This is a genomic window from Capillimicrobium parvum (assembly GCF_021172045.1).
Classification (GTDB): Bacteria; Actinomycetota; Thermoleophilia; order Solirubrobacterales; family Solirubrobacteraceae; genus Capillimicrobium; species Capillimicrobium parvum.
This window is the reverse complement of the sequence record NZ_CP087164.1, coordinates 2,227,889-2,252,342: the sequence shown is the minus strand read 5'-3', so window position 1 is coordinate 2,252,342 and position 24,454 is coordinate 2,227,889. Positions and strand designations below refer to the sequence as shown.

General features: G+C 72.6%; 19 protein-coding genes. 6 read left to right on the top strand and 13 right to left on the bottom strand.

All coding sequences use genetic code 11. The annotated features are described in order from the left end of the window. Positions 1–155: 155 nt before the first annotated feature. The 3 genes from DSM104329_RS11140 to rpmB form a co-directional block, all read right to left on the bottom strand. Complete coding sequence (locus DSM104329_RS11140; RefSeq protein ID WP_259315511.1) at positions 156–2,288, bottom strand: ATP-dependent DNA helicase RecG; 2,133 nt, start codon at positions 2,286–2,288, stop codon at positions 156–158. Between the two features lie 50 nt (positions 2,289–2,338). After that, positions 2,339–3,973 carry a DAK2 domain-containing protein gene (locus DSM104329_RS11135; protein WP_259315510.1) on the bottom strand — a complete coding sequence of 545 codons (1,635 nt, stop codon included), beginning with the start codon at positions 3,971–3,973 and terminating at the stop codon, positions 2,339–2,341. A gap of 112 nt (positions 3,974–4,085) precedes the next feature. Beyond that, a complete protein-coding gene (rpmB, locus tag DSM104329_RS11130; protein ID WP_259315509.1) occupies positions 4,086–4,277 on the bottom strand; it encodes a 50S ribosomal protein L28 in 192 nt (63 codons plus the stop codon). A 69-nt stretch (positions 4,278–4,346) separates the two neighbouring features. Here rpmB and DSM104329_RS11125 point away from each other — a divergent pair, with 69 nt between their 5' ends. Beyond that, the gene (locus DSM104329_RS11125) at positions 4,347–5,954 is read left to right on the top strand and encodes a serine/threonine-protein kinase (RefSeq protein WP_259315508.1); all 1,608 of its coding nucleotides are present in this window, start codon (positions 4,347–4,349) and stop codon (positions 5,952–5,954) included. 198 nt (positions 5,955–6,152) lie between these two features. Continuing rightward, complete coding sequence (locus DSM104329_RS11120) at positions 6,153–7,574, top strand: TolB-like translocation protein (RefSeq protein WP_259315507.1); 1,422 nt, start codon at positions 6,153–6,155, stop codon at positions 7,572–7,574. 11 nt (positions 7,575–7,585) lie between these two features. Here the strand turns inward: DSM104329_RS11120 and DSM104329_RS11115 are convergent, their stop codons facing one another. Genes DSM104329_RS11115 through ribD form a run of 5 tightly spaced genes read right to left on the bottom strand, consistent with a single transcriptional unit; the run spans position 7,586 to position 11,313 of the window. Beyond that, complete coding sequence (locus tag DSM104329_RS11115) at positions 7,586–7,912, bottom strand: hypothetical protein (RefSeq protein WP_259315506.1); 327 nt, start codon at positions 7,910–7,912, stop codon at positions 7,586–7,588. 5 nt (positions 7,913–7,917) lie between these two features. After that, entirely contained in the window at positions 7,918–8,340 is a 423-nt protein-coding gene (gene ribH, locus DSM104329_RS11110) for a 6,7-dimethyl-8-ribityllumazine synthase (protein ID WP_259316205.1), read from the bottom strand. 2 nt (positions 8,341–8,342) lie between these two features. After that, on the bottom strand, positions 8,343–9,611 hold the full coding sequence (locus DSM104329_RS11105) for a bifunctional 3,4-dihydroxy-2-butanone-4-phosphate synthase/GTP cyclohydrolase II (protein ID WP_326924494.1): 1,269 nt from the start codon (positions 9,609–9,611) through the stop codon (positions 8,343–8,345). Next, positions 9,608–10,192, bottom strand: coding sequence for a riboflavin synthase (locus DSM104329_RS11100; protein ID WP_259315505.1), 585 nt, complete (start codon positions 10,190–10,192; stop codon positions 9,608–9,610). Before DSM104329_RS11100 ends, DSM104329_RS11105 begins: the two co-directional genes overlap by 4 nt. A 2-nt stretch (positions 10,193–10,194) precedes the next feature. Then, positions 10,195–11,313, bottom strand: a complete 1,119-nt coding sequence (gene ribD / locus DSM104329_RS11095) for a bifunctional diaminohydroxyphosphoribosylaminopyrimidine deaminase/5-amino-6-(5-phosphoribosylamino)uracil reductase RibD (protein ID WP_259315504.1) — start codon at positions 11,311–11,313, stop codon at positions 10,195–10,197. Between the two features lie 311 nt (positions 11,314–11,624). On the opposite strand from ribD, the gene DSM104329_RS11090 reads away from it, so the two are divergent. Then, the gene (locus DSM104329_RS11090; protein ID WP_259315503.1) at positions 11,625–13,133 is read left to right on the top strand and encodes a hypothetical protein; all 1,509 of its coding nucleotides are present in this window, start codon (positions 11,625–11,627) and stop codon (positions 13,131–13,133) included. A gap of 13 nt (positions 13,134–13,146) precedes the next feature. Here the strand turns inward: DSM104329_RS11090 and DSM104329_RS11085 are convergent, their stop codons facing one another. Genes DSM104329_RS11085 through DSM104329_RS11075 form a run of 3 tightly spaced genes read right to left on the bottom strand, consistent with a single transcriptional unit; the run spans position 13,147 to position 18,136 of the window. Continuing rightward, a complete protein-coding gene (locus tag DSM104329_RS11085) occupies positions 13,147–14,673 on the bottom strand; it encodes a hypothetical protein (RefSeq protein WP_259315502.1) in 1,527 nt (508 codons plus the stop codon). After that, entirely contained in the window at positions 14,670–16,322 is a 1,653-nt protein-coding gene (locus DSM104329_RS11080) for an ArnT family glycosyltransferase (protein ID WP_259315501.1), read from the bottom strand. Before DSM104329_RS11080 ends, DSM104329_RS11085 begins: the two co-directional genes overlap by 4 nt. Beyond that, the gene (locus DSM104329_RS11075; protein WP_259315500.1) at positions 16,319–18,136 is read right to left on the bottom strand and encodes a glycosyltransferase family 39 protein; all 1,818 of its coding nucleotides are present in this window, start codon (positions 18,134–18,136) and stop codon (positions 16,319–16,321) included. The genes DSM104329_RS11080 and DSM104329_RS11075 overlap by 4 nt, the downstream gene beginning before the upstream one ends. A 30-nt stretch (positions 18,137–18,166) precedes the next feature. Between DSM104329_RS11075 and DSM104329_RS11070 the strand changes: the two genes are divergently transcribed. The 3 genes from DSM104329_RS11070 (at position 18,167) to DSM104329_RS11060 (ending at position 21,212) form a co-directional block, all read left to right on the top strand. After that, positions 18,167–19,204: a glycosyltransferase family 2 protein gene (locus DSM104329_RS11070; RefSeq protein WP_259315499.1), complete on the top strand. Its 1,038-nt coding sequence runs from the start codon at positions 18,167–18,169 to the stop codon at positions 19,202–19,204. Then, a complete protein-coding gene (locus DSM104329_RS11065) occupies positions 19,201–19,824 on the top strand; it encodes a class I SAM-dependent methyltransferase (RefSeq protein ID WP_259315498.1) in 624 nt (207 codons plus the stop codon). Before DSM104329_RS11070 ends, DSM104329_RS11065 begins: the two co-directional genes overlap by 4 nt. A gap of 68 nt (positions 19,825–19,892) precedes the next feature. After that, positions 19,893–21,212, top strand: a complete 1,320-nt coding sequence (locus tag DSM104329_RS11060; protein ID WP_259315497.1) for a lipopolysaccharide biosynthesis protein — start codon at positions 19,893–19,895, stop codon at positions 21,210–21,212. Here the strand turns inward: DSM104329_RS11060 and DSM104329_RS11055 are convergent. Both DSM104329_RS11055 and DSM104329_RS11050 read right to left on the bottom strand, forming a co-directional pair. After that, positions 21,203–23,749 carry an ABC transporter permease gene (locus tag DSM104329_RS11055; protein WP_259315496.1) on the bottom strand — a complete coding sequence of 849 codons (2,547 nt, stop codon included), beginning with the start codon at positions 23,747–23,749 and terminating at the stop codon, positions 21,203–21,205. The two genes, DSM104329_RS11060 and DSM104329_RS11055, sit on opposite strands and share 10 nt — an antisense overlap. Further along, complete coding sequence (locus tag DSM104329_RS11050; protein ID WP_259315495.1) at positions 23,749–24,450, bottom strand: ABC transporter ATP-binding protein; 702 nt, start codon at positions 24,448–24,450, stop codon at positions 23,749–23,751. Before DSM104329_RS11050 ends, DSM104329_RS11055 begins: the two co-directional genes overlap by 1 nt. Between the last annotated feature and the right edge of the window lie 4 nt (positions 24,451–24,454).

Sequence of the window (24,454 nt, the reverse complement as noted above, 5' to 3'; positions counted from 1 at the left end):
GACGGCACCGCAGCGCGGGTGCGGGCGCGGCCGGGTGAGGACTCGCAGGGTCTCACGACGGCACCGCAGCGCGGGTGCGGGCGCGGCCGGGTGAGGACCCGCAGGGTCTCACGGATGCAGGCCGCCGGACGGCGGGTCGGGTCGGGGGATGCGGGTCACGCGGGGATCGGCAGGTCGAGCTCGGCGACGCCGTAGCGCTCGCGCAGCGCGTCGGCCAGCAGCGCGTTCTCGGGTCGCTGCAGCTCGGGATCCGAGGCCAGCAGCTCCGCCGCGCGGCGCCGGGCGCGCTCGAGCAGCCCCTCGTCCTCGGGCAGCCGCGCGACGTCGAACTCGCCGTAGCCCGACTGGCGCGTGCCGACGAGCTCGCCCTCGCGCCGCAGCTCGAGGTCGATCTCCGCCAGCCGGAAGCCATCGGCGTGCTCGGCGAGCGCGCGCAGCCGCTTGGACTCCTTCGGGCCGAACAGGATGCACACCGACGCGTGCCCGCCACGGCCGATCCGGCCGCGCAGCTGGTGCAGCTGCGAGATGCCGTAGCGCTCGGCGTTCTCGACGAGCATGACGGTCGCGTTGGGCACGTCGATGCCGACCTCGATCACGCTCGTCGCCACGAGCACGTCCGCGCCGCCCGCCGCGAACGACGCCATCGCCGCCTGCTTGTCGCGCGGGCGCATCTGCCCGTGCAGGAGGACGAGCCGGAAGTCCGACAGCTCGCCCCGGGCCAAGCGCTCGAACTCGCTCGTCGCCGCCCGCGCCTGCAGGGCCTCGGACTCCTCGACGAGCGGGCAGACGACGAACGCCTGGCGGCCGGCCCTCAGCTCCTCGCGGATGCGCTCGTACGCGCGCTCGCGCTCGGCGTCCGTCGACGCCACGAACGTCCGGATCGGCTTGCGCCCGCCGGGCAGCTCGTGGATCGCCGTGTGCTCGAGGTCGCCGAACTCGAGCAGGCGCATCGTGCGCGGGATCGGGGTCGCGGTCATGTGCAGCACGTGGGGCGCCAGCCTCCGACCATCCCCGGGGGCGCTGCGCGAGTCGATGCCGTCGCGTGGATGGTGCCCGGGGCCCTTGGCGTCCAGCGCGCTGCGCTGGCGCACGCCGAACCGGTGCTGCTCGTCGACCACCGCCACCGCGAGCCGGTCGAAGACGACCGCCGGCTCGATGAGCGCGTGCGTCCCGACGACGAGCGACAGCTCGCCGGACCCGAGCTTGCCCAGCACGTCCGCCCGGCGCCCCGCCGGGGTGGACCCGGTCAGCAGCGCAGCCGAGACCGGCTCGGCGCCGAGCAGGTTCTGCACCGTCGCGAAGTGCTGCTCGGCCAGCGTCTCGGTCGGAGCCATGAACGCGCCCTGCATCCCGTGCTCGACCGCCCGCAGGAGCGCGAACAGCGCGACGACGGTCTTGCCCGAGCCGACCTCCCCCATCAGCAGCCGCTGCATCGGTCTCCGTCGTGCGAGGTCCGCCTCGACCGCCTCCATGGCGGCGGACTGGTCGCCGGTCGGCGTGAACGGCAGCGCGTCCGCCAGCCAGCGCTCGGTCAGCCGCCGCGGCCCGTCGAGCGCCGGCGCCGCGATCGCCGCATGCAGCGCCCGGCGCCGGGCGAACAGCAGCTGCGTGGACAGCAGCTCGTCGAACGCCAGGCGCACGCGCCCGGGCTCGCCGTCGCCGAAGTGCATGTCGGCCAGCGCCGCGGCGCGGTCGGGCAGCCGCTCGGCCACGCGCAGGGCCGCGGGCAGCGGCTCGATGACGTCGCCGATCGCGGCCCGGTGCGCGCGCACCATCTCCGCCAGCTGCGTCGACGTGATCCCCTCGGTCGCCGGGTAGTGGGCGATGCCCTCCACCGCCGCGCCGACGTCGAGGGTCTCGGAATGCGAGCTCACCTTGAACGAGTTGCGCCCGTCGTACTTGCCGTACAGCGCCAGGCGGGTCCCGGGCCGGTAGCGGCGCTCCAGCCACGGCTGGTTGAAGAAGACCACCTTCATGACCCCGGTCGCGTCGGCCACGGTCGCCTCGACGAGCGGCTTCATGCCCCGCCGGCGCACGGGCCGCGACCGGATCGAGCGCACCTCCACGAGGACGTTGGCCTGCTCGCCGACCGCGAGCTCGGCGACCTGCCGCGCGACCCGGCGTTCGCGCGGCAGGTGCCAGAGGAGGTCGCCGACCGTCCGCAGCCCGAGCGTCTCGAGCGCCTCCGCGACCTTGGGGTGCGGCGCCTCGACCGCCTGCTCCAGGCGCGACGGGCGTGGGAGACGGACCGCGACCGCGGCGGGATCGGCGCTGTCGAACGGGCCCACGCCGAGATGATGACCGCCGGGGCGGACCGGCCGCGGCGGCGGGCCTGAAGCTACTCCGCCGACAGAAGCCACCAGTACGCCGGCTGGCCGCCGTCCTCGATCTCGAGCTCCACCGCATCGGACGCGAGCGCCCGCACGCCGTCGTGGTCGAGCGGGGCGCCGTCGCCGGCGATGCAGGTGACGAGCTCGGCGTCGCGCGAGAGCGAGCGCAGGACGGCCTGCAGGGTCGGCCCGGGCTCGCCCCAGGCGATGATCTCGTCCTCGACGAACCCCACGGCCTCGCCGACGCCGAACCGGCCGTGCACGTCCTCGCGCGCGGCCGGGGCGACCGAGCCGATGCGCAGCTGCACGAGCGCGTCGGTCATCGCCTGCGCGTTCTCCGCCGCCGCGCGATCCGGCACCAGGGCCACCGCGGCGCTCAGGCCCGCCTGCTGCGAGCGCGACGCCACGACGTGGACCGTCTTCTCCGCGAGCTCGGCGGCGCGCTCGGCGGCCATGATGACGTTGGGCGAGTTCGGCAGGACCACGACCTCCTCGGCGGGCACCGCATGGATGGCGGCGAGCAGCTCGTAGGTCGACGGGTTGAGCGTCGCGCCGCCGTCGAGCACCTCGGCGCCCAACGACGCGAACAGGCGCCGCATCCCGTCGCCGGCGCAGACCGCCAGAGCCCCGCACCGCGACAGCAGCCGCCCGGCGCGCTGCTCGACCTGCTCGTGCATGTCGGCGACGTCGAGCCGCGACACCTCGCCGGCGCCCGCGAAGATCGCGGTCGCGGCCTGCGGTTCGTCGGTGTGGACATGGACCTTGATCGTGTGCTCGTCGCCGACGATGAGGACCGAGTCGCCGATCGCCTCGAGCGGCCCGGCGAAGCGCGAGCGCTCGAGCCCCGCGCCGATCACAGCGAAGTTCGTGCAGTACCGGTAGGTCGAGGAGCTGTGCTCCTCGGGGGCATGGCGCCGCGCCGGCGCGTGATGGTGCTCGAGCGGCGGGCCCTCGCTCCCGCGCAGCGCGGCGACGATCCCCGCGAAGATGATCGTCACGCCGTAGCCGCCCGCGTCGACCACGCCGGCGTCGCGCAGCACGGACAGCAGCTCGGGGCCGCGGCGCACCGACTCCTCGCCGGCGACGATCGCACGCTCGAGGATGTCGGCGATCGCGGCGTTCTGGTCGTCGGACGACGCGCAAGGCCCGAGGCGCGGGTCGGGCATGTGCGCGAGCTCGGTGGCGATGCGGCTCGCCATCTCGCGCATGACCGTCAGGATCGTCCCCTCGGCCGGCTCGCGGACCGAGGAGTACCCATGGTCGGCCGCGCGGGCCATCGCGGCGCCGATCAGCACCGGGTCGACAAGCTCGCCGGGGCGGCTGATGAGCTCCTCGGCGGCGCCGCGGATGAGCTGGGAGAGGATGACGCCGCTGTTGCCGCGCGCGCCGAGCAGCGCCGCCCGGGCGACGCGGCCCACGATCTCGTCGCGGCCGATCTCGTCGATCGTGCGCTCGCCGCCCTCCTGGGCGAGCTGGTCGACCTCCGCCAGGCAGGCGCGCAGGGTCAGCGCCATGTTGTCGCCCGTGTCGCCGTCGGCGACGGGGAACACGTTGAGGTCGTTGACCTCCTGGCGGCGGCTCTCGAGATGCGCGAGCGCGCCTTCGACGACAGCGCGGAAGCGGACGAGGCTCGACTCGGTCACGGCAGCAGGTCCAGGGCGCGATGCCCTGGAGCTACAGAACCCATGGGGTCCCGCCTCCCGCCGGCGGACGCTGCGAGCCCACCATGCAGGCCGCGGGCCGGAATCGGCACCCCTAGAGCGCCTTGGTGACCTTGCCGGCCTTCAGGCAGCGCGTGCAGACGTAGACGCGGCGCGGAGAGGCGCCGTCCATGACGCGAACCTTCTGGAGGTTCGGGTCGAAGCGACGCTTGGTCGCGACCATCGAGTGGCTGCGGCTGTTGCCGAACGCGGGGCCCTTGCCGCAGGAGTGACAGATCTTTGCCATGCGGCAGAGGAGGATAGCGGGGCCGGACGTTCGGCCCCGCGCCGTCATGGGTAGGCGTCCCGCTAGCGCATGCCTGCGACGTCGCCGCCCGTCCGACTCCCTGACCGTTACCGCACCGTTCGCCGGATCGCCTCCGGCGGCATGGCGACCGTCTTCGCGGCCGAGGACACGCTGCTCGGCCGCGTCGTCGCGGTCAAGGTGCTGGGCGCGCACTTCGCCTCCGACGAGGCCGCGATCGAGCGCTTCAGCCGCGAGGCGCGTGCCGCCGCGCGCGTGTCGGACCACCCGCACGTCGCCACGATCTACGACATCGGCGAGATGGACGACGGGACGCCGTTCATCGTGATGGAGCACTTCGCCGGCGGCACGGTGGCCGACCGGCTGAAGGCCGCCACGCCGATCAGCCGCCGCCAGGCGCTCGCCTGGCTCGACGCCGCCGCCTCGGCGCTCGACCACGCGCACCGCCACGGGATCGTCCACCGCGACGTCAAGCCCGGCAACCTCCTGCTCGACGAGCACGGACGCCTCGCGGTCGGTGACTTCGGCATCGCCCGGATGGCCAGCGACGCCGCCGGCCTGACGCAGACCGGCACCGTGCTCGGCACGGCCGCGTACCTGTCGCCCGAGCAGGCGCTCGGCGAGGACGCGACCGCGGCCAGCGACCGCTACTCGCTCGCCGTCGTCGCGTTCGAGCTGCTCACCGGGCGCCGGCCGTTCGGCGGCGAGCACATCGCGGCGCAGGCGCGCGCACACGTCGAGACGCCGCCGCCCGCGGCCAGCGAGGTCGACGACACGCTGCCGATGGCCGTCGACCGGGCGTTGTGGCGCGGGCTGGAGAAGGATCCGGACCGCCGGTGGCGCAGCTGCTGCGACATGGTCGAGGCGCTCGAGGACGGCGTCATCGGCACGGAGGCCGAGCGCACGGCCCCGACGCGCGCGGTCCCGCCGCGCGCCGTCCCGCCGCGCGCGGTCCCGAGCCGAGAGGCGGCCGACGACGAAGGCCCCGGCCGCCGGCGCTTCGGCTGGGGCGTCCTCGTCGCGCTCGCCTCGGTCCTCCTGCTCGCCGGCGCCGCGATCGCCGCGCTCGCGCTCAACGGCGGCGGCGGCAACGGCGATCGCTCCGCCGGCGGCGCCGCCCAGACGACGGCAACGGCGCGCAGCGAGGCGTCGCGCAGCGACGCGGGCAAGAGCGCCGCCAAGGCCAGGAAGAAGGCGAAGCGCAGGCAGAAGGCCCAGCAGGCGGCGGCGCCGCCCGCGGCCTCCGCCCCCGAGACGCAGACCTCGCCGCCCGAGACGCAGCAGGCGACGACCCAGGAGCAGGCGCCGCCCGAGCAGGCCCCGCCGTCCGGCTCCTCCTCCGAGCTCCAGGCCCAGGGCCACAACCAGATCGCCCAGGGCGACTACGCCGGTGCGATCGCGAGCCTCCAGCAGGCCGTGCAGGACTGCCCGGTGTCGCAGACCGACCCGTGCGCCTACGCCCTCTACGACCTCGGTCACGCGCTCCGGCTCGCCGGGCGCCCGTCGGAGGCCGTCGACGTGCTCCAGGTGCGCCTGCAGAATCCCGACCAGCAGGGAACGGTCCAGGCCGAGCTCGCCGCCGCCCAGCAGGCGGCCGGCGAGGCGGGCGGAGCCGGGCCGGCGGGCCGGGGCAAGGGCCACGCCAACGGGCGCGACTGACCGCCGGCGGCCTCGCCGCGGGAGGCCGCCCGACCGCCGCCGCGCCAAGCACCGGTGCTGCGCCGACCCGACGGACGGACGGCGGATGGACAGATGGTCCTGAGCATGGTGTAGCGTCGCCCCGACCGGATTCGCGATCGACCCACGGCAGGAGGGTCCATGTTCGGTGTTCCCCGCGGTGCCCTATGCGCCGTCCTCGTGACGGGCGCTGTGCTCATCCCGGCGGCGGCCGCCCCGGCGCCCGTCATCGGCACGCGCGTGACGGAGATCGTCTCGCCGCCCGGCGGCGCTCCGCCGGCCGGCGGCCCGAGCGACGACACGACGTACGCGCAGGACACCGGCGTCGCCCGCGACGACCCGACCGGAGGGCCCCGGCCCGCCGACCACGACGTCACCTTCAGCCAGGACAACCGCAAGGTCCGCTACGTCGCCTACGACTCCTCCGCGAGCAACCTCGTGGCCGGCGACGCGAACGGCAAGCGCGACGTCATCGTGATGAAGCGCAACGCCCCGGGCACCGGCCAGATCACCGGATCGCTGTCGCTGGGCAGCGTCTCGAGCTCCGGCGAGCAGGGCAACGGCGACTCGATCAAGCCGTCGCTGGACGGCCTCAGCACGCTCGGCCAGGACGCGGTCGCGCCGCATTGCCTCACCTTCCAGTCGCAGGCGACCAACCTCTCCCCCGCGGACACGAGCTCCGACTGGGACGTGTACCTGCACGACCTCGACTCCGGCAGGACGACGCTCGTCAGCAAAGGCAGGGAGAACGCCACCGACGGCGTCGTCGACGGCTACTGCCGTCGCGTCTCGTTCGCCGCGGGCGGGCGCGTGTGGGTCTACGACGTCGCCCAGGGCACGGCGCGCCGCGTCGGCCGGGGCAGCCATCCCGACCTGCAGACCAACGGCGAGGGCGTGGCCTTCGACCGCGGCGGCCAGGTGTACTACCAGCCGCTCAGCGAACACCGCGAGAAGGTCAGGCGGAGCGGTGGCCGGCAGCTCGTCAGCAACTCGGCCACGAACGCCAAGCGGGGCGGCAACGGCGTCTCCAGCGATCCGAACCTGGACAACGACGGCGTCTACGTCGTCTTCGAGTCCACCGCCACCGACCTGTGCCTCAGCCGGTGCCGCGGCATCTCCGAGGACCGCAACGGTGCGACGCGCGACGTCTTCCGGCGCACGCTGCGCCAGTCGCCCAGCGGCGGACCGGACGAGATGGAGATGGTCAGCTACGACGCCGGGACCGATACGCAGGGCGACCTGCAGTCAGACCAGGTGCACGTGAGCGGGCACGGCGAGCAGGCGGTGTTCCGGTCGTTCGCCAAGAACCTGCGCGACCTGAAGTTCGACGGCCCACCGTCCGACGGCCCGTTCATGCACGTGTACTTCTGGAACTTCCCGCGCGAGCGCGGCGCGGGCAACCTCTCGGGCGAGAGCAAGTGCTGCCGCACCGGCGAGTTCCACCTCGCCGACGGCCGGCCGGCGTTCAGCTGGAGCCCGGCCATCTCCAACCGCGGCACGTTCGTCGGGTTCACGAGCCGCGAGGAGAACGAGTCCGGCGAAGCGAACGGCCAGGCCGTCCCCGACGCGTTCGTGCGCTTCATGGGGCTGTCCGACGAGTAGGCGGGCGCCCGTCAGCCGTGCTCGGGCTGACGCTCGGGCGCCGGAGCCGGCGGGTGCGCCGGGCGGCGGGCCGGGCGCGGGTAGCGCTCGGAGATCTGGCCCGGCTCGCGCAGGCGCACCGGGGACGCCTGGGCGTCGGGCAGCGGCACGCCGCCCCCGCCGCCGGGCTGCGGGCGCTGCGGCTGCGGGTCGTCGGGCGGCGGGCCGCCGTCGTCGTCGCCCGGCCACCAGTCGCGAACGTCGGCGCCGCTGTTGCGTACGAGGACCCCGATCAGCGCGAATGCTCCGACGATGTGGACCGCCAGGGTCAGCGCGAGCGCCAGCACCTCCGCCGTCATGGGGTTCAGGGTACCTGCAGTTGGCGCCTTAAGCCAGCCAGCGCGAGGACCGCCTCGGCGGCGTGGCGCCCGCTGTCGCGCTTGTCGCCGCCCGCACGGGCGAGCGCCTGCTCGCGGTTGTCGACGGTGAGCACGCCGAACGCGCACGGGATGCCGCTGCGCAGCTGCACGTCCTGGATGCCGCGCGCCGCCTCCTGGCAGACCCACTCGTAGTGGTCGGTCTCGCCGCGGATCACCGCCCCGAGGCACGCGACGCCGTCGTAGCGGCCGCTCTCGGCCGCGAAGCGCGCGGCGAGCGGAAGCTCGAACGCGCCGGGAACGTCGTAGCGGTCGACGTCCGTGACCCCCGCCTCGGCGAACCGGGCGCGCGCGCCCGCCTCGAGGCGGTCGGCGAGGTCCTCGTAGAACCGCGCCACGCACAGCGCCATCCTCACGGGCGGTCCCTCCGGCGCTCGTCGTGGAGCATCTCCTCGTCGAGGCCGACGCCCTGGTGGTGGAGCATGTGGCCCATGCGCTCGGCCTTGGCGCGCAGGTAGGCCTCGTTGTGCGGGTTGGGAAGGTGCTCGATCGGCACCTGCTCGCTCACCGACAGCCCGTAGCCCTCGAGGCCGAGGATCTTCTTCGGGTTGTTGGTCAGGATCCGGATCGAGCTCAGCCCCAGATCCGTGAGGATCTGCGCGCCGATGCCGTAGTCGCGCAGATCGGCCGGCAGCCCCAGCTGCAGGTTGGCCTCCACCGTGTCGAGCCCATCCTCCTGCAGCTTGTACGCGCGCAGCTTGTTGAGCAGCCCGATCCCGCGCCCCTCCTGCGCCAGATACAGCAGCACGCCCTCCCCATCGCGCTCGATCATCGCCAGCGCGCTCTCCAGCTGCTCGCCGCAATCACAGCGCAGCGAGTGAAACACGTCGCCGGTCAGGCACTCCGAGTGCACCCGCACCAGCACCTCCTCCCTGCCCTCCACATCGCCCTTGACCAACGCCACATGGTGCTTGTCATCGACCAGCGACCGGTAGCCGATCGCGGTGAAGTCCCCGAACGACGTCGGCAGCTTCGTGGCCACCACCCGCTCGACCAGACGGTCGTGCTTGCGCCGATAGGCGATCAGCTCGGCCACCGTGATCATCTTCAGCCCATGCCGAGCGCAATAGCCGACGAGATCGTCGACCCGAGCCATCGTCCCGTCGTCGTTCATGATCTCGCAGATCACCCCCGACGGATTCAGGCCCGCCAGCCGCGCCAGATCGACCGCCGCCTCCGTCTGCCCCGCACGCTCGAGCACCCCGCCCGGACGCGCCTTCAACGGAAAGACATGCCCCGGCTGCACGAGGTCGCGCGGCGCGCTCTCGGGATCGATCGCCACCTGGATCGTCCGCGCCCGATCCGCCGCGCTGATCCCCGTCGTCACGCCCTCACGCGCCTCGATCGACACCGTGAACGCCGTCTCGAACGCCGACTCGTTCTTCGCCGCCATCAGATCGAGCCCGAGATCCTCACAACGATCCGGCGTCAACGTCAGACAGATCAGCCCCCGCCCCTCCTTGGCCATGAAGTTGATCGCATCCGGCGTGACGAACTGCGCCGCCATCGTCAGATCGCCCTCGTTCTCACGATCCTCGTCATCACAGACCACCACCATCCGCCCGGCACGAATGTCCTCCAGCGCCTCCTCCACGGTGGCGAAGTGCTTGGTCGGCATCATCGAATCAGCTTCTCCACGTATTTGGCCAGCACGTCGACCTCCAGGTTGACAGGCCGGCCCGGTTCGGCGGCCCCGAGCGTCGTGCGCTCGATGGTCTCGGGAATGAGCGATATCGCGAAGAACGTGTCGCCCACCGCGCTGACGGTCAGCGAGACGCCGTCGACGGCGATGGAGCCCTTCTCGACGACATAGCGCAGCAGGGACGGGTCGGCCTCGATCTCCACGATGCGCGCGAAGCCGTCCTCGCGGGTGGCGCGCACGGCGCCGACGCCGTCGACGTGGCCCTGGACGACGTGCCCGCCGAGGCGGTCGGTAGCGCGCAACGGCAGCTCGAGGTTCACGTGGCCGCCCGCGGCGAGGTCGCCGAGCGACGAGCGCCGCAGCGTCTCGCGCATGACGTCGGCGCCGAACAGCTCGCCGCCGCACATGCCGACCGCGGTCAGGCAGACGCCGTTGACCGCGACCGAGTCGCCCTCCGACAGCTCGGACGCCAGGTGCGAGCGCACCGCGAGGCGCACGCCGTCGCCCGTGTCGTCGATGCGCGTGACCTCGCCGAGGTCCTGGACCAGCCCGGTGAACACCGTCACCACTCCTTCAGGCGCGCGCTGACCAGGAGGTCCTGATCGACCGACCGGCATGTCATCGTCAGGGCGCGCGTCGCGTCGGCGATGCGCTCCACGCCCTGACCCTCGAGCGGGTCGCGCGCCGCGCGGCCCCCGACCAGCATCGGCGCGAGGAAGAGCCGCACCTCGTCGATCTCGCCCGCGTCGAAGAACGCGCCCGACAGATGCGGGCCGCCCTCGAGCAGGATCGACGTGATGCCCTGGTCGCCGAGCTGGACGAGCGCCGAGCGCACCCGCGCCGGCTCGTGCTCGCCCGAGGCGACGATGACGTCGGCGCCGGCGGCCTCGAGCGCGTGGATGTCGCGCCGGTCCGCCGCGCGCGACACGACCACGGTCAGCGGCACCTCGTGCGCCGCGGCGACGAGCTGGCTGTCAAGCGGCAGCCGGGCGAGCGAGTCGAAGGCGATTCGGCGGGGCTGGCGGGTGACGCCCTCGATGCGCGCCGTCAGCTGCGGGTCGTCGGCGAGGGCCGTGCCCACGCCGACGGCGACGGCGTCGACCGACGCGCGCCACTGGTGGGCCAGGCGGCGGCTCGCCTCGCCGGAGATCCACTTGGAGTCGCCGTTCGGCGTGGCGACCTTCCCGTCGAGGGTCATCGCCGACTTGAAGAGGACCCAGGGGCGGCCGGTGCGGGCGTGCTTGCGGAAGGCCTGGTTGACGAGCCGCGCGCGGGTGGCGAGCACGCCGTCCGCCATGGCGACGTCGATGCCCTCGTCGCGCAGGATGCCGAGGCCGCGGCCCGACGCCTTCTCGCTCGGGTCGTCGGCGGCGACGACGACGCGCGAGATGCCCGCGGCGACGATCGCGTCGGTGCACGGCGGGGTCTTGCCCTCGTGCGCGCACGGCTCCAGCGAGACGTACAGCGTGCCCCCGCGAGCGTCCGCGCCGGCGTCCAGGAGGGCCACCACCTCGGCGTGCGGGCCGCCGAAGCGCTCATGGGTGCCCGCGCCCACCACGGCCCCGTCGCGCACGACGACCGCACCCACGTTCGGGTTCGGCGTGGCCCGGCCCGGCCGCGCCTCCGCGAGCTCGATGGCGTGCTCGAGGTGCGCCAGGTCCGTATCCGAGGTGAGGGTCATTCGTCCCGCGCAGGATACGCCCCGACCGAAGCGGGCTCGGCTCGGCCGGGGCGTATCCTGCGCGGCCCCGGCCGAAGCGGGCTCGGCGCGGCGCGCGTCGATGCCCCGGGCGGCGGCCAATTTGTTGCGCCGGCGCGTCCGATCGGCGCGAAGTTGATTGACTGGTATCAGGACCCCTGACGCACCTAGTTTTCTGACCGTTTGAGCATTTGACAGGATGGAACCCTCAGCGGGAGGGACGTCCTCGTCCCAACTCAACGAGACACAGGGGAACGATGGTGCTTGACCGCCTTCGCGACGCGAGGGTCCCGATGCTGGGCGCCCTCATCGCGGCGAGCACGGCCGCGGCGCTCGCCGCCCCGGCCGCCGACGCCGCCAGCAACCGCACGACCTTCCTGCTCTCCCGCAGCGCGGACGGCGGCTTTCCCGACGGCCCCTCGCGCAACCCGACCGTCTCACACGACCAGCGCAACGCGCGCCTGATGGCCTACGAGTCGGACGCCGCGAACATCGTCGCGGGTGACGCGAACGGCGCCACCGACGTCTTCGTCGTCAGCCGCCGGGGCCCGTGGGGGCGCGACGGCACGCCCTGGGAGATGGGTCCGACCACGATCGCGTCCATCGGCATGAACGGCCAGCCGGCGAACGGCCCGTCGACGAGCCCCTCGCTCGACGGCGACACGCACCATGCGCCGCACTGCGTGGCGTTCGTCTCGTCCGCGTCGAACCTCGTCGAGGGCGACACGAACGGCCAGCCGGACGCCTTCGTCCGCGACCTGCGCACGAACGTCACCCAGCGCGTGTCGGTCGCGTCGAACGGCGCGCAGGGCGACGGCCCGACCACCGAGGTGTCGATCGACGGCGCGTGCGAGCGCGTCGCGTTCACGACCCAGGCGACGAACCTCGGCCCGGGAGCGCGCCGGATCGGCGCACGCGCCTCCCAGGCGCCGCGCCGGCAGGTCTACGTCCACGTGCTGGCGGGCACCGGCGCCGAGCGCGGGTTCGCCGGCCGGACGTTCCTGGCGTCCGCCTCGACGGGGGGTGCGGCAGGCAACGGCGACTCGTGGCAGCCCGCGTTCGGCCGGGCCGGCAAGGCGGTCGCGTTCACCTCGACGTCCTCGAACCTCACCGGAGGCGACGGCAACGGCGTCAGCGACGTCTACCAGCGCACCCTCACGCGCAGGTTCTCGAGCAAGGGCCGCGGCCAGGGGCGCCAGACGCTGGCGTTCAGGACGCGGCTGGTGTCCGCGACCCGCAACGGCAAGGCCGGCAACGGCGCGTCGTCGAGCCCGGACTCGAGCGACGGCGGCGGCTTCGTCGCATTCGAGACGACGGCCTCGAACCTGCTGGCCGGCGACACGAACGGCGTGTCGGACATCGCCGAGGCCGACCTGCGCAAGGCGCGGCGCGTGACGCAGCGGTGGGTGTCGAAGTCCAAGGCCACGTCGATCGGCAACGGGCCGTCGCACAATCCGACGATCACCGGCGCGGGCGAGTTCGTGCTGTTCGACTCGGCGGCGACGAACCTCAAGGAGAGCCGGTCCATCCGCGACGACGCCAACGGCGTGCGCGACGTGTTCCTCTGGAACCGGCCGAGCGGCAACGTCTCGCTCGAGTCCCGTGCCGCCCCCGCGGCCCCGGGCGCAAAGGGCGACTACCTGAACGCCCCGTCGCGGGCGCCGGCGACGTCCTCCCGCGGCAACTACGTGGCGTTCGTCAACCCGGGGACGGCCATCGACCTGCCGCTCGTCGCGGGCATCCGCGCGGTGCCCCCGGCGCAGTACGACCTGGTCTACGTGCGCTACCTCGGCGCGAAGTGAGGCCGCAGGAGGTTCACGGGCAGTTCTGGTAGACGGTCCACTTGCCGTGGCGGGCGACCTTCTCGTAGCCCGGCAGCTTGCGGTTCGACCACCACTGCCGCGACCGTGAGCGGCCGCCCAGCGCCGAGCGCGCCGCGCCCGGCTCGAAGTTGAACGTCTTGTTGACGAACAACAGGCCGACGGGCGGCGCCTCCTTCTGGGCGATCGTCGCCTGGATCGCGTGCTTGGAGAGCCCGGTCTCGTAGCGGATGATCGGGATCGTCGAGTGCGTCGGCACGATGAGCGGCCGGCACGTCTGCATGAGCGCCACGACGCGCGGGTCGTCGAGCACCGCGAACAGGCTCTGGTGCTGCTTGGAGACGAACTGCGCCTGGTGGTTGAGCACCGACACGTCCTTGCGGTACGACGGCGCGCGCCACGCGATCACGACGAGCGAGACGATCGCCAGCGCGATCCCCACCGCCCGGACGCGCCGGTCGGCGATGAGGGTCCAGCCGCCGAGCGCCACCGCCACGCACAGGCTGAGCAGCAGCGACGGGATCGTCAGGTAGCGCGGGATCGCCGACAGCCCGGCGGCGGCGATGATGAGGAACGTCAGCACGCCCAGCGCGCCGAGCGCCACCGGCAGGGCGGCGCGCCGGCGCAGGATGTAGATCGCCTCCAGCAGGCCGAGCCCGCCGAGCCCGACGATGACGATCTTGTCGTTGCCGCTGACGTGGTCGGGGATGAGCCTGATCGCCTCCCCCAGCCCCCGCTGGCGGCCGAACTGCCCGGCCACGTCGCGCGTCTCGGTCAGCGAGTACAGCGGCTGGCCCTCGACGATGAGGTCGCTGAGCAGCCACAGGACCGGCGCGACCACGACGAGCACGGCGAGGCGGATCAGCTGCGGGCGCGGAGTGACCGGGATGAGCCAGAGCCAGTACACGCCGCCGAGCAGCCACGCCTCGGGGCGCAGCAGCCCGGCGAGGGCGAGCAGCCCGAGCACGGGCCAGCCGCATCTCGGCCGGCGCAGCTCGAGCGCCGCCGCGCCGAACACGAGCACGTAGAACGGCAGATCGAACATCGAGCGCAGCGCGAGCAGGTCGATGTCGGTGCGGGTGAGCACCACGACGACCGCGATGAGCGCCACGAGGCTGCCCAGCAGGCGCTGCGTGAAGCGAAAGAGGATCACCAGCAGCGCGACGAACAGCAGCAGCGACACGAGCACGAGCAGGCGGTCGCTCGACGTCCCGAACGGCGCGAGCAGCCAGCCGACGAACGTCGCCAGCGGGTGCGGCGTCGGCGGGCGCAGCACGTGGTAGTCGGGCAGGTGGCCGTGGAAGATCTCCTGGCCCCACAGCAGCGTGTAGTAGGTGTCGTAGTTCGGATACGTCTCACGGGCGGCGAAGACGACCAGCGCACCGAGCACGGCGACCGCGACGAGCGCCCAGCCGAGCCTGCGGCTCCACAGCGCCTCGATGCGCTGGGCGAGCGGCGGCGCCGCCGACGGCTCCGGGGCCGGCGGCGGGGTCGGGGTCGGGGTCGGGGTCGACGCGGTCACCGACATCCGCTCAGGCGGTGGATCTCGACCACCGGGCCGGGGCGCGCGAACGCGCGCGGCTCGTAGTTGAAGGACTGGTCGTAGGAGAACTCCACCGGTTCGGCGCCGCGCCGGTAGGGGGAGAACACGGTCGTGCTCGCGCTCGCGCGGTCCAGGGCACGGTAGTAGGCGCGCGCGTTCTTCAGGCCGGCCTTCAGGCCGCGCCCCTTCTGGTGGCTGCCGACGACGACCCAGCAGTAGCCCTCACGTCGGTAGCGGTCGACGAGCTTGGGCCGCAGCTTCTTCTCGTAGGCCTGAAACGGCCGCTTGACTGCGAAGCGGTCGAAGGTCCTCGACGCGTCGAGGGTCAGCCAGTTGCCCGGGATGAACGGCTCGACGACCACCTTCGCCCCGTCGGGGACATGCGTCTCCATCCACGCGCGGGCCTGGGTGCGGGTGTCCTCGCGCCCGAGGATCGTGTCGATGTGGACCGCCTGGATCACGCCCTGCACGCACAGCACCGCCGCGAGCACCGCGACGACGACCGGGACGCGCACCTTGATCGCGTCGGCGGCGGACACCACGGCGTAGCCGGCGAGGACGCACAGCGCCGGGTAGATCGGCATGAGCCAGCGCCCGAAGTGGCGGCCCTGCTCGCCCAGGTACAGCCACAGCAGGACCGGGAAGACGACGAGCAGCAGGCCCTTGCGCCAGTCGCGCACGACCGCCAGGACGCCGCCCGCGATCGCCGCGACGGTCGGCAGCCACCCGAAGCCCCAGAGCAGCGTCTTGACGTAGTACAGCCAGCCGAGCGTGTCGTCCTGGCCGAGCTTCGCGGTGCCCGCCTGGTCGGACTGCCCGCTGATCTGCGCGCGCGCCTCGCCCGGGTGCAGGATCGCGAACGGGTTGAGGATCGCGAAGCAGACGAAGAGCGCCCCGACCGCCACGGCGAACCCGACGAGCGTCGGGCGCAGCGCGGAGCGGTCGCGCGCGACGCGCAGGACCGCCGCGGCGATCAGCGTGACGATCATCGCCCCGGCCGTGTACTTCGTCGCCGTGGCCACGCCGATCGCGCCGCCGGCCAGCAGCCAGTCCACCCACCGGCCGCGCTCGTAGACCAGCAGGCAGCCGACGAGCGCCACCGCGACCGGCGCCATCGTCACCGTGTCGTTCAGCGCGTGCTTGGAGTAGAACAGCGGCAGGAACGCGACCGCCATCACCGCCGCGCCGACCAGGCCGACGCGCCGGTCGTAGAACCGCGCCCCCGCCCAGTAGACCAGCCCGGCGACGAGCGTCCCGATGAGCGCGACGACGATGCGGGCGGTCAGGAACGCGGGCTCCGGGTCGCCGGCGAACGCCTCGCGCAGGTGGTCGCCGAGGAAGCGCACCCGGAAGACGACGTAGAGCAGGTACGTCAGCGCGGGCGGGTTCTCGAAGTAGCCCGGGTTCAGCGAGCCGCCGAACATGTCGACGGCCTTCGGGACGAAGTGCAGCTCCTCGTCGGCGTTGTAGACGAACGGCAGGTTGTGGTCGATGTTCCACAGCCGCAGGACCAGCGCGACGACGAGGATGCCGCCGAGGATCAGCCACGTGACGAGGTTGCCCCGCCGCCGCCGCTCGCCGCCGGCCGGGGCCGGGGCGGTGGGGGCCGGCTCCCCGTGGACCGTCACGACGTCCCGGCTCCCTCGGGCGTGCCGACGCCCTGCTCGACCTGCCCGTAGCCCTGCGTGCATCCGTCGAGGCGGTAGACGTCGATCTGCGGCCCCGGCCGCAGGTACGCGGGCGAGTAGTAGTTGTAGGAGAGGTCGAAGTTGAACTTGTCCTCGCCCGCGTTGAAGCGGAACGGGCTGACGCTGAAGATCTTCTTCGACTCCCGCTCCAGGCGGTCGTAGTAGGCCAGCGCCTTCGGGTTGCGGGCGTTGACGCTGCGCCCGCGGATGAGGCTCATCGTCATGACCAGGCAGAAGCCGCTCTTGCGGTAGCGGTCGATAACCGCCGGGCTCAGCGTGCGCCCGTACTCGATCCGCGTCTCCGAGATGTCGCGGATGAAGCCGCGGACGAACTGCTTGCGCCGCGGGACGTGGGTGCCGTTGGAGCGCAGCTTCCAGTAGTAGCGGGCGGGGACGCCGGGCTCGATGACGATCCGCAGGCTCTGGCGCTGGTGCTCCTCGAGCCAGTCGCGCGCGACCTGGCGCGTGTCGGTGTGGCCGAGCACCGCCATCGAGCGGAAGTCCGCGGCCACGGCCTGCCAGACGAGGACGCCGGCGAGCACGGCGATCGCCGCGGGCGCCAGGCGCGGGCCGATCCGCCTGACGAGGGCGATCGCGCGGACGGCGCCGAAGCCGGCCAGCAGGGCGAACGCCGGGTACGCGGGCAGGAACCAGCGGCCGAAGTAGCGCTGCTGGGTGGCCAGGTACAGGTACATCGCGAGCGGGAAGATCGCCAGCAGCACGGCGCGGGCGCGCTGCCCGTCGCGCACCATCAGCACGAGCCCGCCGAGCGCCGCGGCCAGGGGCAGCCAGCCGAGCCCCCACGTCAGCGACCAGGCGTAGTACAGGAAGCCGTTGTCGTGCTCCTGGCCGTACTTCGACAGGCCGCCGGCGAGGTCGGCCTGGTGGCGCAGCTGGTGCTCGGCGGTCGAGAGGTCCAGGAAGAAGTACGGCGTCGTGACGAAGAAGACCGCGACGGCGAGGACGAGCATGAGCCCGAGGCCGAGCAGCGCCTCCCGGCCAGGGGTGCCGACGCCGGCCAGGCCGCTGCGAGGTGGGCTTGCAGCATCTGCCGGCGGGAGGCGGGCCCCCGTGCGGTTCGCCTCGCGACGGGCGTGCCAGCCGAGCGCGACGGCCAGCAGCGGCGACAGGACGACCAGGCCGGCCGTGTACTTGAAGCCGACCGCCAGCCCCACCGCGGCGCCGGCGCCCGCGTACCAGCGCAGTCCGCCGCGCTCGTGGATGCGCACCGCGCACCACAGCGCGAGCGCGACCGGCAGCAGCGTGCCGACGTCGGTCACCGCGATGCGCGAGTAGGCGACGATGAGGAACGCGAAGCAGAGGACCGCCGCGGAGACGAGGCCCACCGCGCGGCTCCACAGCGCCCGCCCCACGAAGTAGATGCCGACGATCCCCACGGCGCAGACGAGCGCGGCCATCGTGCGGCCGATCTCGTAGATGCGGGTCGGCACCTCGCCGTAGGCGTCGATGACGTGCTGGAAGTCGCCGAACGGCCAGCCGTGGCCGAAGTAGAAGCGCAGCGCCACGTGGACGATGTACGTGAACGCCGACGGATTCTGGAAGTAGTGGGGGTTCGCGTCGCCGCCCAGCATGCCCACGGCGCGGTTGGTGAAGTGCGAGCCCTCGTCGGCGTAGTAGACGAACGGGAGGCCGTAGTCGTTGTTGTGGATCCGCAGGAACAGCCCCACCGCGAGCATGAGCAGCAGCAGGGCGAGCGCAGGCGCTTCCGCGCGCAGGCGATCCGGGCGGGACATGGCGAGGCACGGTACCGTCAAGGGCCGCTGATGAAGCTGATCATCCAGATCCCCTGCTTCAACGAGGAGGCCCAGCTTCCGGCCACGCTGGCCGACCTTCCGCGTCAGGTGGACGGCTTCGACGAGGTCGAGTGGCTCATCGTCGACGACGGCTCGACCGACCGGACCATCGAGGTGGCGCGCTCCAACGGGGTCGACCACATCGTGCGCCTGACGAACAACAAGGGCCTGGCCGCCGGCTTCCAGGCCGGCCTCGACGCGTCCCTGAAGCTCGGCGCCGACGTCATCGTCAACACCGACGCCGACAACCAGTACTCGGCGGCCGACATCCCCAAGCTCGTCGCCCCGATCATCGACGGCAGCGCCGACATGGTCATCGGCGACCGCCAGGTCATGACGATCGAGCACTTCTCGCCCCTGAAGAAGTCGCTGCAGCGCCTCGGCTCGTGGGTCGTGCGCCAGGCCTCGGACACCGACGTGGCCGACACCACCTCGGGTTTCCGGGCCTACAACCGCGAGGCGGCGCTCCAGATGGCCGTCGTGTCGCGGTTCACGTACACGCTGGAGACGATCATCCAGGCCGGCAAGATGCTCGTCGCCACCGACCACGTTCCGATCGCCACGAACCCGCAGACGCGCGAGTCGCGCCTGTTTCCGTCCATCTGGTCCTACGTGCGTCGCAACTCGGTGTCGATCTTCCGCATCTACGCGCAGTACGAGCCGCTGCGGATCTTCTGGGGCCTCGCGGCGATCATCGCGCTCGCCGCGTTCGTCGTCTGGGCGCGCTACCTGTACTTCTACATCGACGGCGACGGCGCCGGCCACGTCCAGTCGCTCATCCTCGGCGCGGTGCTGTTCAACGCGGCGCTGCTGCTCGGGGCGCTCGGCGTGATCGGCGACCTCCTCTACGCCAACCGGGTGATGCAGCAGCGCACGTTCGAGCGGGTGCGGCGCATCGAGCTGCAGCTCGGCATCCCGCCGTCGCACTACGAGCCCGGCGCGGAGCCGACCGGCCAGGAGGCCACGACCGGCGCCCACGCGCCCGGCCGGGAGCCGGTGAAGGCGTGAGCGGCTCCGTCACGGTCGACCGTGAGGGCACGGTCACCGGCAACACCTACGACAAGTACGGCTCGACGAACCCGGTCGTGCGCCGGCTCATGGCGAGCTTCGAGCGCACGCTGGACGAGCTGTTCGTGCAGGCGGCGCCGCAGACGCTGCTCGACGTCGGCTGCGGCGAGGGCGTGCTCGTCGAGAAGTGGGCGCGCCGCATCGCCGGCCGCGTGGTCGGCATCGACCTCGACGACCCGCAGCTGCAGGCCGAGTGGGCCGAGCGCCAGGTCCCGAACCTCGAGTACCGGGTGATGAAGGCCGAGAACCTGCCCTTCGCCGACGGGGAGTTCGAGGTGGCCACCGCCATCGAGGTCCTCGAGCACGTGCCCGACCCGGAGCACACGGTGGCCGAGATGGCGCGCGTCGCCTCCAGGCACCTGCTGGTCAGCGTCCCGCGCGAGCCGCTGTGGCGCGGGCTGAACATGGCGCGGGGCGCCTACCTGAAGGACCTCGGCAACACGCCCGGGCACCTGAACCACTGGTCCAAGCGCGGGTTCGTGTCCCTGTTGTCGAAACACGGGACGGTCGTCGAGGCGCGATCGCCGTTCCCGTGGACCATGCTGCTTGTCCGGCTCTAGGGGTGCCGACGGCGGCCACGGGCCGCCGCAGTGCGCATGCGGTCGCTGCCAGCGGGAGGCGGCCCCCCGTGAGTTCTGACGCCGCCGTGCCCACGGGCGCCACCAGCGGCGCCACGGAGCGACCCGGCGGCTACGGCCGCGGCGCGCGCGTTCTGAGCATCGGGATCGCGGCGACCGGGATCTTCACCTTCGCCTACTTCGCCGTCGCGTCGCACGTCGTCGGCGAGGTCGCGGCCAAGCAGCTCGACGTGCTGTGGTCGGTGATGTTCATCGTCATCTCGGTCATCTACCGGCCGATCGAGCAGCTGCTGTCGCGCACGCTCGCGCGCCGCCGGGCGCTCGGGCACTCACGCCACCCGGTCCGCACGCCGCTGGCGCTGCAGGCGACGTTCGCGGCGATCTTCCTCGTCTGCGCGCTCGCGCTGCGCACCCCGATCCAGGACGAGCTCTTCGACGGCTCGGCGACGCTGTACTGGGTCCTCGTCACCGGCACGCTGTTCTACGCCGCGAGCTACTTCGCGCGCGGCTGGCTCGCCGGCCACCAGATGTTCGGCCTCTACGGCGGCCTGGTGCTGATGGAGTCGACGTCGCGCTTCCTGTTCCCGCTCGCCGTCGCGGTCGGGATCGCGTCGGGGGAGGACGTGGTCGCCATCGGGATCGCCGCCGCGCCGATGGTCTCGCTCGTCGTCGTGCCGCTCGCGTTCGCGCGCCACGGCGAGGAGGTCATCGACGTCGACGCCGAGGAGGTTGCCGAGGGCGTCACCGTCCGCGAGTCGACCGGCTTCGCCATCGCCGTCGCCGGGATCATGCTCGCCGAGCAGACGCTCCTCAACGCCGCCGTCCTGACGACCGAGATCACCGCGTCGGACGCCGCGCTGGCCGGCATCGTCTTCAACGTCTTCATGATCACCCGGGCTCCGCTGCAGCTCTTCCAGGCCGTGCAGACGTCGCTGCTGCCCCACCTCTCGGGCCTGGAGGCGACCGAGGGCCACGAGGCGTTCGCGCGCGCCGTCCGCCAGACCCTGCTCGTCATCGCCGGGTTCGCCGGGTCGGTGGCGATCGGCCTGCTCGCCATCGGCCCGTTCGTCATGAGCCACGTCTTCGGCCAGGACTTCGACTACAACCGCTTCGGCCTGGCGATCCTCGGGGTCGGCATGGGCCTGCACCTCGTCGCGGGGACGCTCAACCAGGCCGCGCTGGCCCGGGGCCGCGCGGCCCTGTCGGCCGCAGCATGGCTGGTCGTCGCCGTGGGCTTCGTCGTGTGGACGCTCGTGCCCGTGATCGACGACCAGCTGCTGCGGACGGAGGTGGGCTACGCGGTCGCCACCGCGACGCTCGCCACGATCCTCTGGCGCATCTACCGCTCGCCCTCGCCCACCTACTCGTAGGCGAGCGCCTCCAGCGGGTCCAGCCGCGACGCCCGCCGGGCGGGCGCGATCGCGGCCACCACGCCGGCCAGCGCGCCCAGGACCAGCAGGATGATCAGCTGCACGACCGGGATGGAGAGCACGAAGCCGTCGTCCTTCAGCGCCACGCCGACGGCCAGCGCGAAGATCAGGCCGAGGACGACCCCGATCACCGCGCCGATGACCGCCGTGATCACCGCCTCGTAGCGGATCATCCGCCGCACCTGCCGTCGCGAGGTCCCGATGGCCCGCAGCATGCCCAGCTCGCGCGTGCGCTCGTAGATCGAGAGCACGAGCGTGTTGACGATGCCGAACAGCGAGATGACCACCGCCAGCGCCAGGAGCACGTAGATGAGGATCAGCAGGCCGTCGATCTGGCCGGCCTGGTCGTCCTTGAACTCCTGCAGCGTCTTGACCTCGGCGACCGGATACAGGCGGTCGAACGCCGCGCTGATCACCGACTGGACGCGCTTCTCGTCCGCCGGGTCGACGCCGACGAAGACCAGCGCGTCCTCCTTCTCGCCGAAGGCGCTGCGCGCCAGGGCCTGGCTGACGGTGAGATCCGCGAGCAGGCCGGTGTTGTCCTCGGCGATGCCCCCGACGGTCAGCTCGAGGTGCTTGCCCAGCGGCGTCAGCACCCGGATCCGGTCGCCGACAGCGAGGTCGTGCTTGTCGGCGTAGCCCTTCGTGAGGACCGCGCCCTGAGCGCCCAGCGTCCGGACGACCCGGTCGCTGCCCTGCTTCCAGTCGATGGTGAAGACGTCCGGCAGATTCGCCGGCACGCCCGTGACGCTCGTCTTGCCGCCCACGCCCGTGACGCGGCTCGTCGAGAACGTGATCGGCGAAACGCTCTTGACGCCGGGAACGCGGGCGACCGCATCCCCGACCTGCGGCGCGATCGGCGTGAACCCGTTCGTGTTCTGCACGATCAGGGTGCCGGGCTTGCCGGCGGTGTTGACGGCCTCGTCGATGGTCGCCTTGGCGCCCGCGGCGAAGATCGACACGAACGCCACGAGGGTGACGCCGATCATCAGCGCCGCCGCGGTCACGGCGGTGCGGCCGGGCTGGCGGATCGAGTTCTCGCGCGCCAACCGGCCCACGAGGCCCGGCAGCGGCGCGCCCACGCCGGCCGCCAGCGGCGGCACGAGCTTCGGGCTCAGGAGCGCCACGCCGACGAAGACGACAAGCGCACCGAGCCCCACGAGGGCGATGCCGCCGCCGCCGAACAGACCGAGTGCCAGCGCCACCGCACCGAGGACCACGAGCACGATGCCGCCGGGCGTCACGAAGCGATGGCCGCGGCCCTGCGGCAGGACGGCGCCCTCGCGCAGCGCGGCGACCGGCGGCACGCGCGTGGAGCGGATCGCCGGGGCCAGGCCGCTGAGCAGCGTGACCACGATGCCCACGAGCAGCGACACGATGATCGTGCGCGGCTCCACGACGGTGCCCGACGACGGGAGGTCGGCTCCCACCGCCTTGAACAGCGCGCGCAGCCCCGGCGCCAGCACGAGCCCGAGCAGGAGGCCCACGATCGAGCCGATCACGCCGATCAGCAGCCCCTCGAAGAGCACCTGGGTCAGGATCTGACGGCGCGAGGCCCCGAGGGTCCGCAGCAGCGCGAACTCACGCATGCGCTGCGTGACGGTGATCGAGAAGGTGTTGAAGATGATGAACGCGCCGACGAACACCGAGATGCCGGCGAACGCGAGCAGCGCCGTGCGCAGGAAGCCGAGCTGGTCCTGGATGTCCTGCGAGTTCTTGTCGGCCTGCTGCTGGCCCGTACGCACCGACACGTTCGCCGGAGCGATGGTGCGGATCCGGTCCCGCAGCTCCACGGGGCTCACGCCGTCGTCGGCGGCGACGAGGATCTGGTCGTACCTGCCCCTCTCGCCGGCGAGCTGCTGCGCCTGGTTCAGCGTGGTCACGACGGCGACGAATCCGCCGACCGACGAGACGCCGCCGAACTCGGCGAGCCCGACCACCTCGAGGTTCCGCCCGGGGCCGTTGCTGCCGACCACCTTGATCGTGTCGCCGATCTTGATGTTCGCGTCCTTCGCGGTCGACTGCAGCAGCGCGACCTGCCCGTCCCTCTCGGGACGGTGGCCCTCGATGTAGGTCAGCGAGTCGAACGGCGACGGGGTGTCGGAGAACACCGAGGTCGGCGCGCCGCCCGTGGTGCTGCCGATGCGATCGCCGTTGGCCTTGAACGCGGCGGCGCTGTCGGTGCCGGCCGTGCCGACGGCCTTGGACACCCCGGGCACCTGCTCGACGCGGCCGAGGAACGAGGCGGGGATCGTCGAGGCGGTCCCGCCCTCGGAGTTCTCCACGGCGTCGCGGGCGTTGATCGACACGTCGGTGCCCTTGGCCGCCGTCGTGAAGATCTCGTCGAAGGACTTGTTGATCGTGTCGGTGAGGATGTAGGTGCCCGAGATCAGCGCCACGCCGAGCGCGACGGCGATCACGGTGAGGGCGACGCGCACCTTGCGGGCGCCGAAGCCCTTCAGGGAGAGGGCGAGCATCAGGCCACCGCCACCTGCGTCGCACGGTCCTCGACGACGAGGCCGTCGCTGAGCACGACGAGCCGGTCGGCCACCGCGGCGGCCTCCGGGTCGTGGGAGACCATGATCACGGTCTGGCCGAGGTCGTCGACCGCGCGGCGCAGCAGCTCGAGCACCTCGGCCGAGGCCTTGGAGTCGAGGTTGCCCGTCGGCTCGTCGGCGAAGATGACGGCCGGGCGCGAGACCAGCGCCCGCGCGACCGCGACGCGCTGCGCCTGGCCGCCGGAGAGCTGCGACGGCCGGTGCTTGAGGCGATCGGTGAGCCCGACGGTCTGGACGAGCTCGTCGAACCACGCGCGGTCCGGCTTGCGGCCCGCGATCGACAGCGGCAGCAGGATGTTCTCCTCCGCGGTGAGGACCGGCAGGAGGTTGAACGACTGGAAGATGAACCCGATCTTGTCGCGGCGCAGCTCGGTCAGGCGCCGATCGTCCAGGCTCGACAGCTCGACGCCGTCGACGACGACGGAGCCGCTCGTGGGCCGGTCGAGGCCGGCCAGGCAGTGCATCAGCGTCGACTTGCCGGAGCCCGAGGGGCCCATGATCGCGGCGTAGCGGCCGGCGGCGAACGCCACGGTCACTCCGGCGAGGGCGTTGACCGCGGCCTCCCCTTCGCCGTAGCGGCGGACAAGATCGGTGGCAGAGACGATGTCGGCAGAGGTCATGGCC

Excerpts from the sequence above, each read along its gene's own strand:
- rpmB (WP_259315509.1), bottom strand. The coding sequence starts at position 4,277 with ATGGCAAAGATCTGTCACTCCTGCGGCAAGGGCCCCGCGTTCGGCAAC.
- DSM104329_RS11125 (WP_259315508.1), top strand. The coding sequence starts at position 4,347 with ATGCCTGCGACGTCGCCGCCCGTCCGACTCCCTGACCGTTACCGCACC.
- DSM104329_RS11115 (WP_259315506.1), bottom strand. The coding sequence starts at position 7,912 with ATGACGGCGGAGGTGCTGGCGCTCGCGCTGACCCTGGCGGTCCACATC.
- ribH (WP_259316205.1), bottom strand. The coding sequence starts at position 8,340 with ATGGCGCTGTGCGTGGCGCGGTTCTACGAGGACCTCGCCGACCGCCTC.
- DSM104329_RS11105 (WP_326924494.1), bottom strand. The coding sequence starts at position 9,611 with ATGATGCCGACCAAGCACTTCGCCACCGTGGAGGAGGCGCTGGAGGAC.
- ribD (WP_259315504.1), bottom strand. The coding sequence starts at position 11,313 with ATGACCCTCACCTCGGATACGGACCTGGCGCACCTCGAGCACGCCATC.
- DSM104329_RS11090 (WP_259315503.1), top strand. The coding sequence starts at position 11,625 with ATGCTGGGCGCCCTCATCGCGGCGAGCACGGCCGCGGCGCTCGCCGCC.
- DSM104329_RS11075 (WP_259315500.1), bottom strand. The coding sequence starts at position 18,136 with ATGTCCCGCCCGGATCGCCTGCGCGCGGAAGCGCCTGCGCTCGCCCTG.
- DSM104329_RS11070 (WP_259315499.1), top strand. The coding sequence starts at position 18,167 with ATGAAGCTGATCATCCAGATCCCCTGCTTCAACGAGGAGGCCCAGCTT.
- DSM104329_RS11055 (WP_259315496.1), bottom strand. The coding sequence starts at position 23,749 with ATGCTCGCCCTCTCCCTGAAGGGCTTCGGCGCCCGCAAGGTGCGCGTC.
- DSM104329_RS11050 (WP_259315495.1), bottom strand. The coding sequence starts at position 24,450 with ATGACCTCTGCCGACATCGTCTCTGCCACCGATCTTGTCCGCCGCTAC.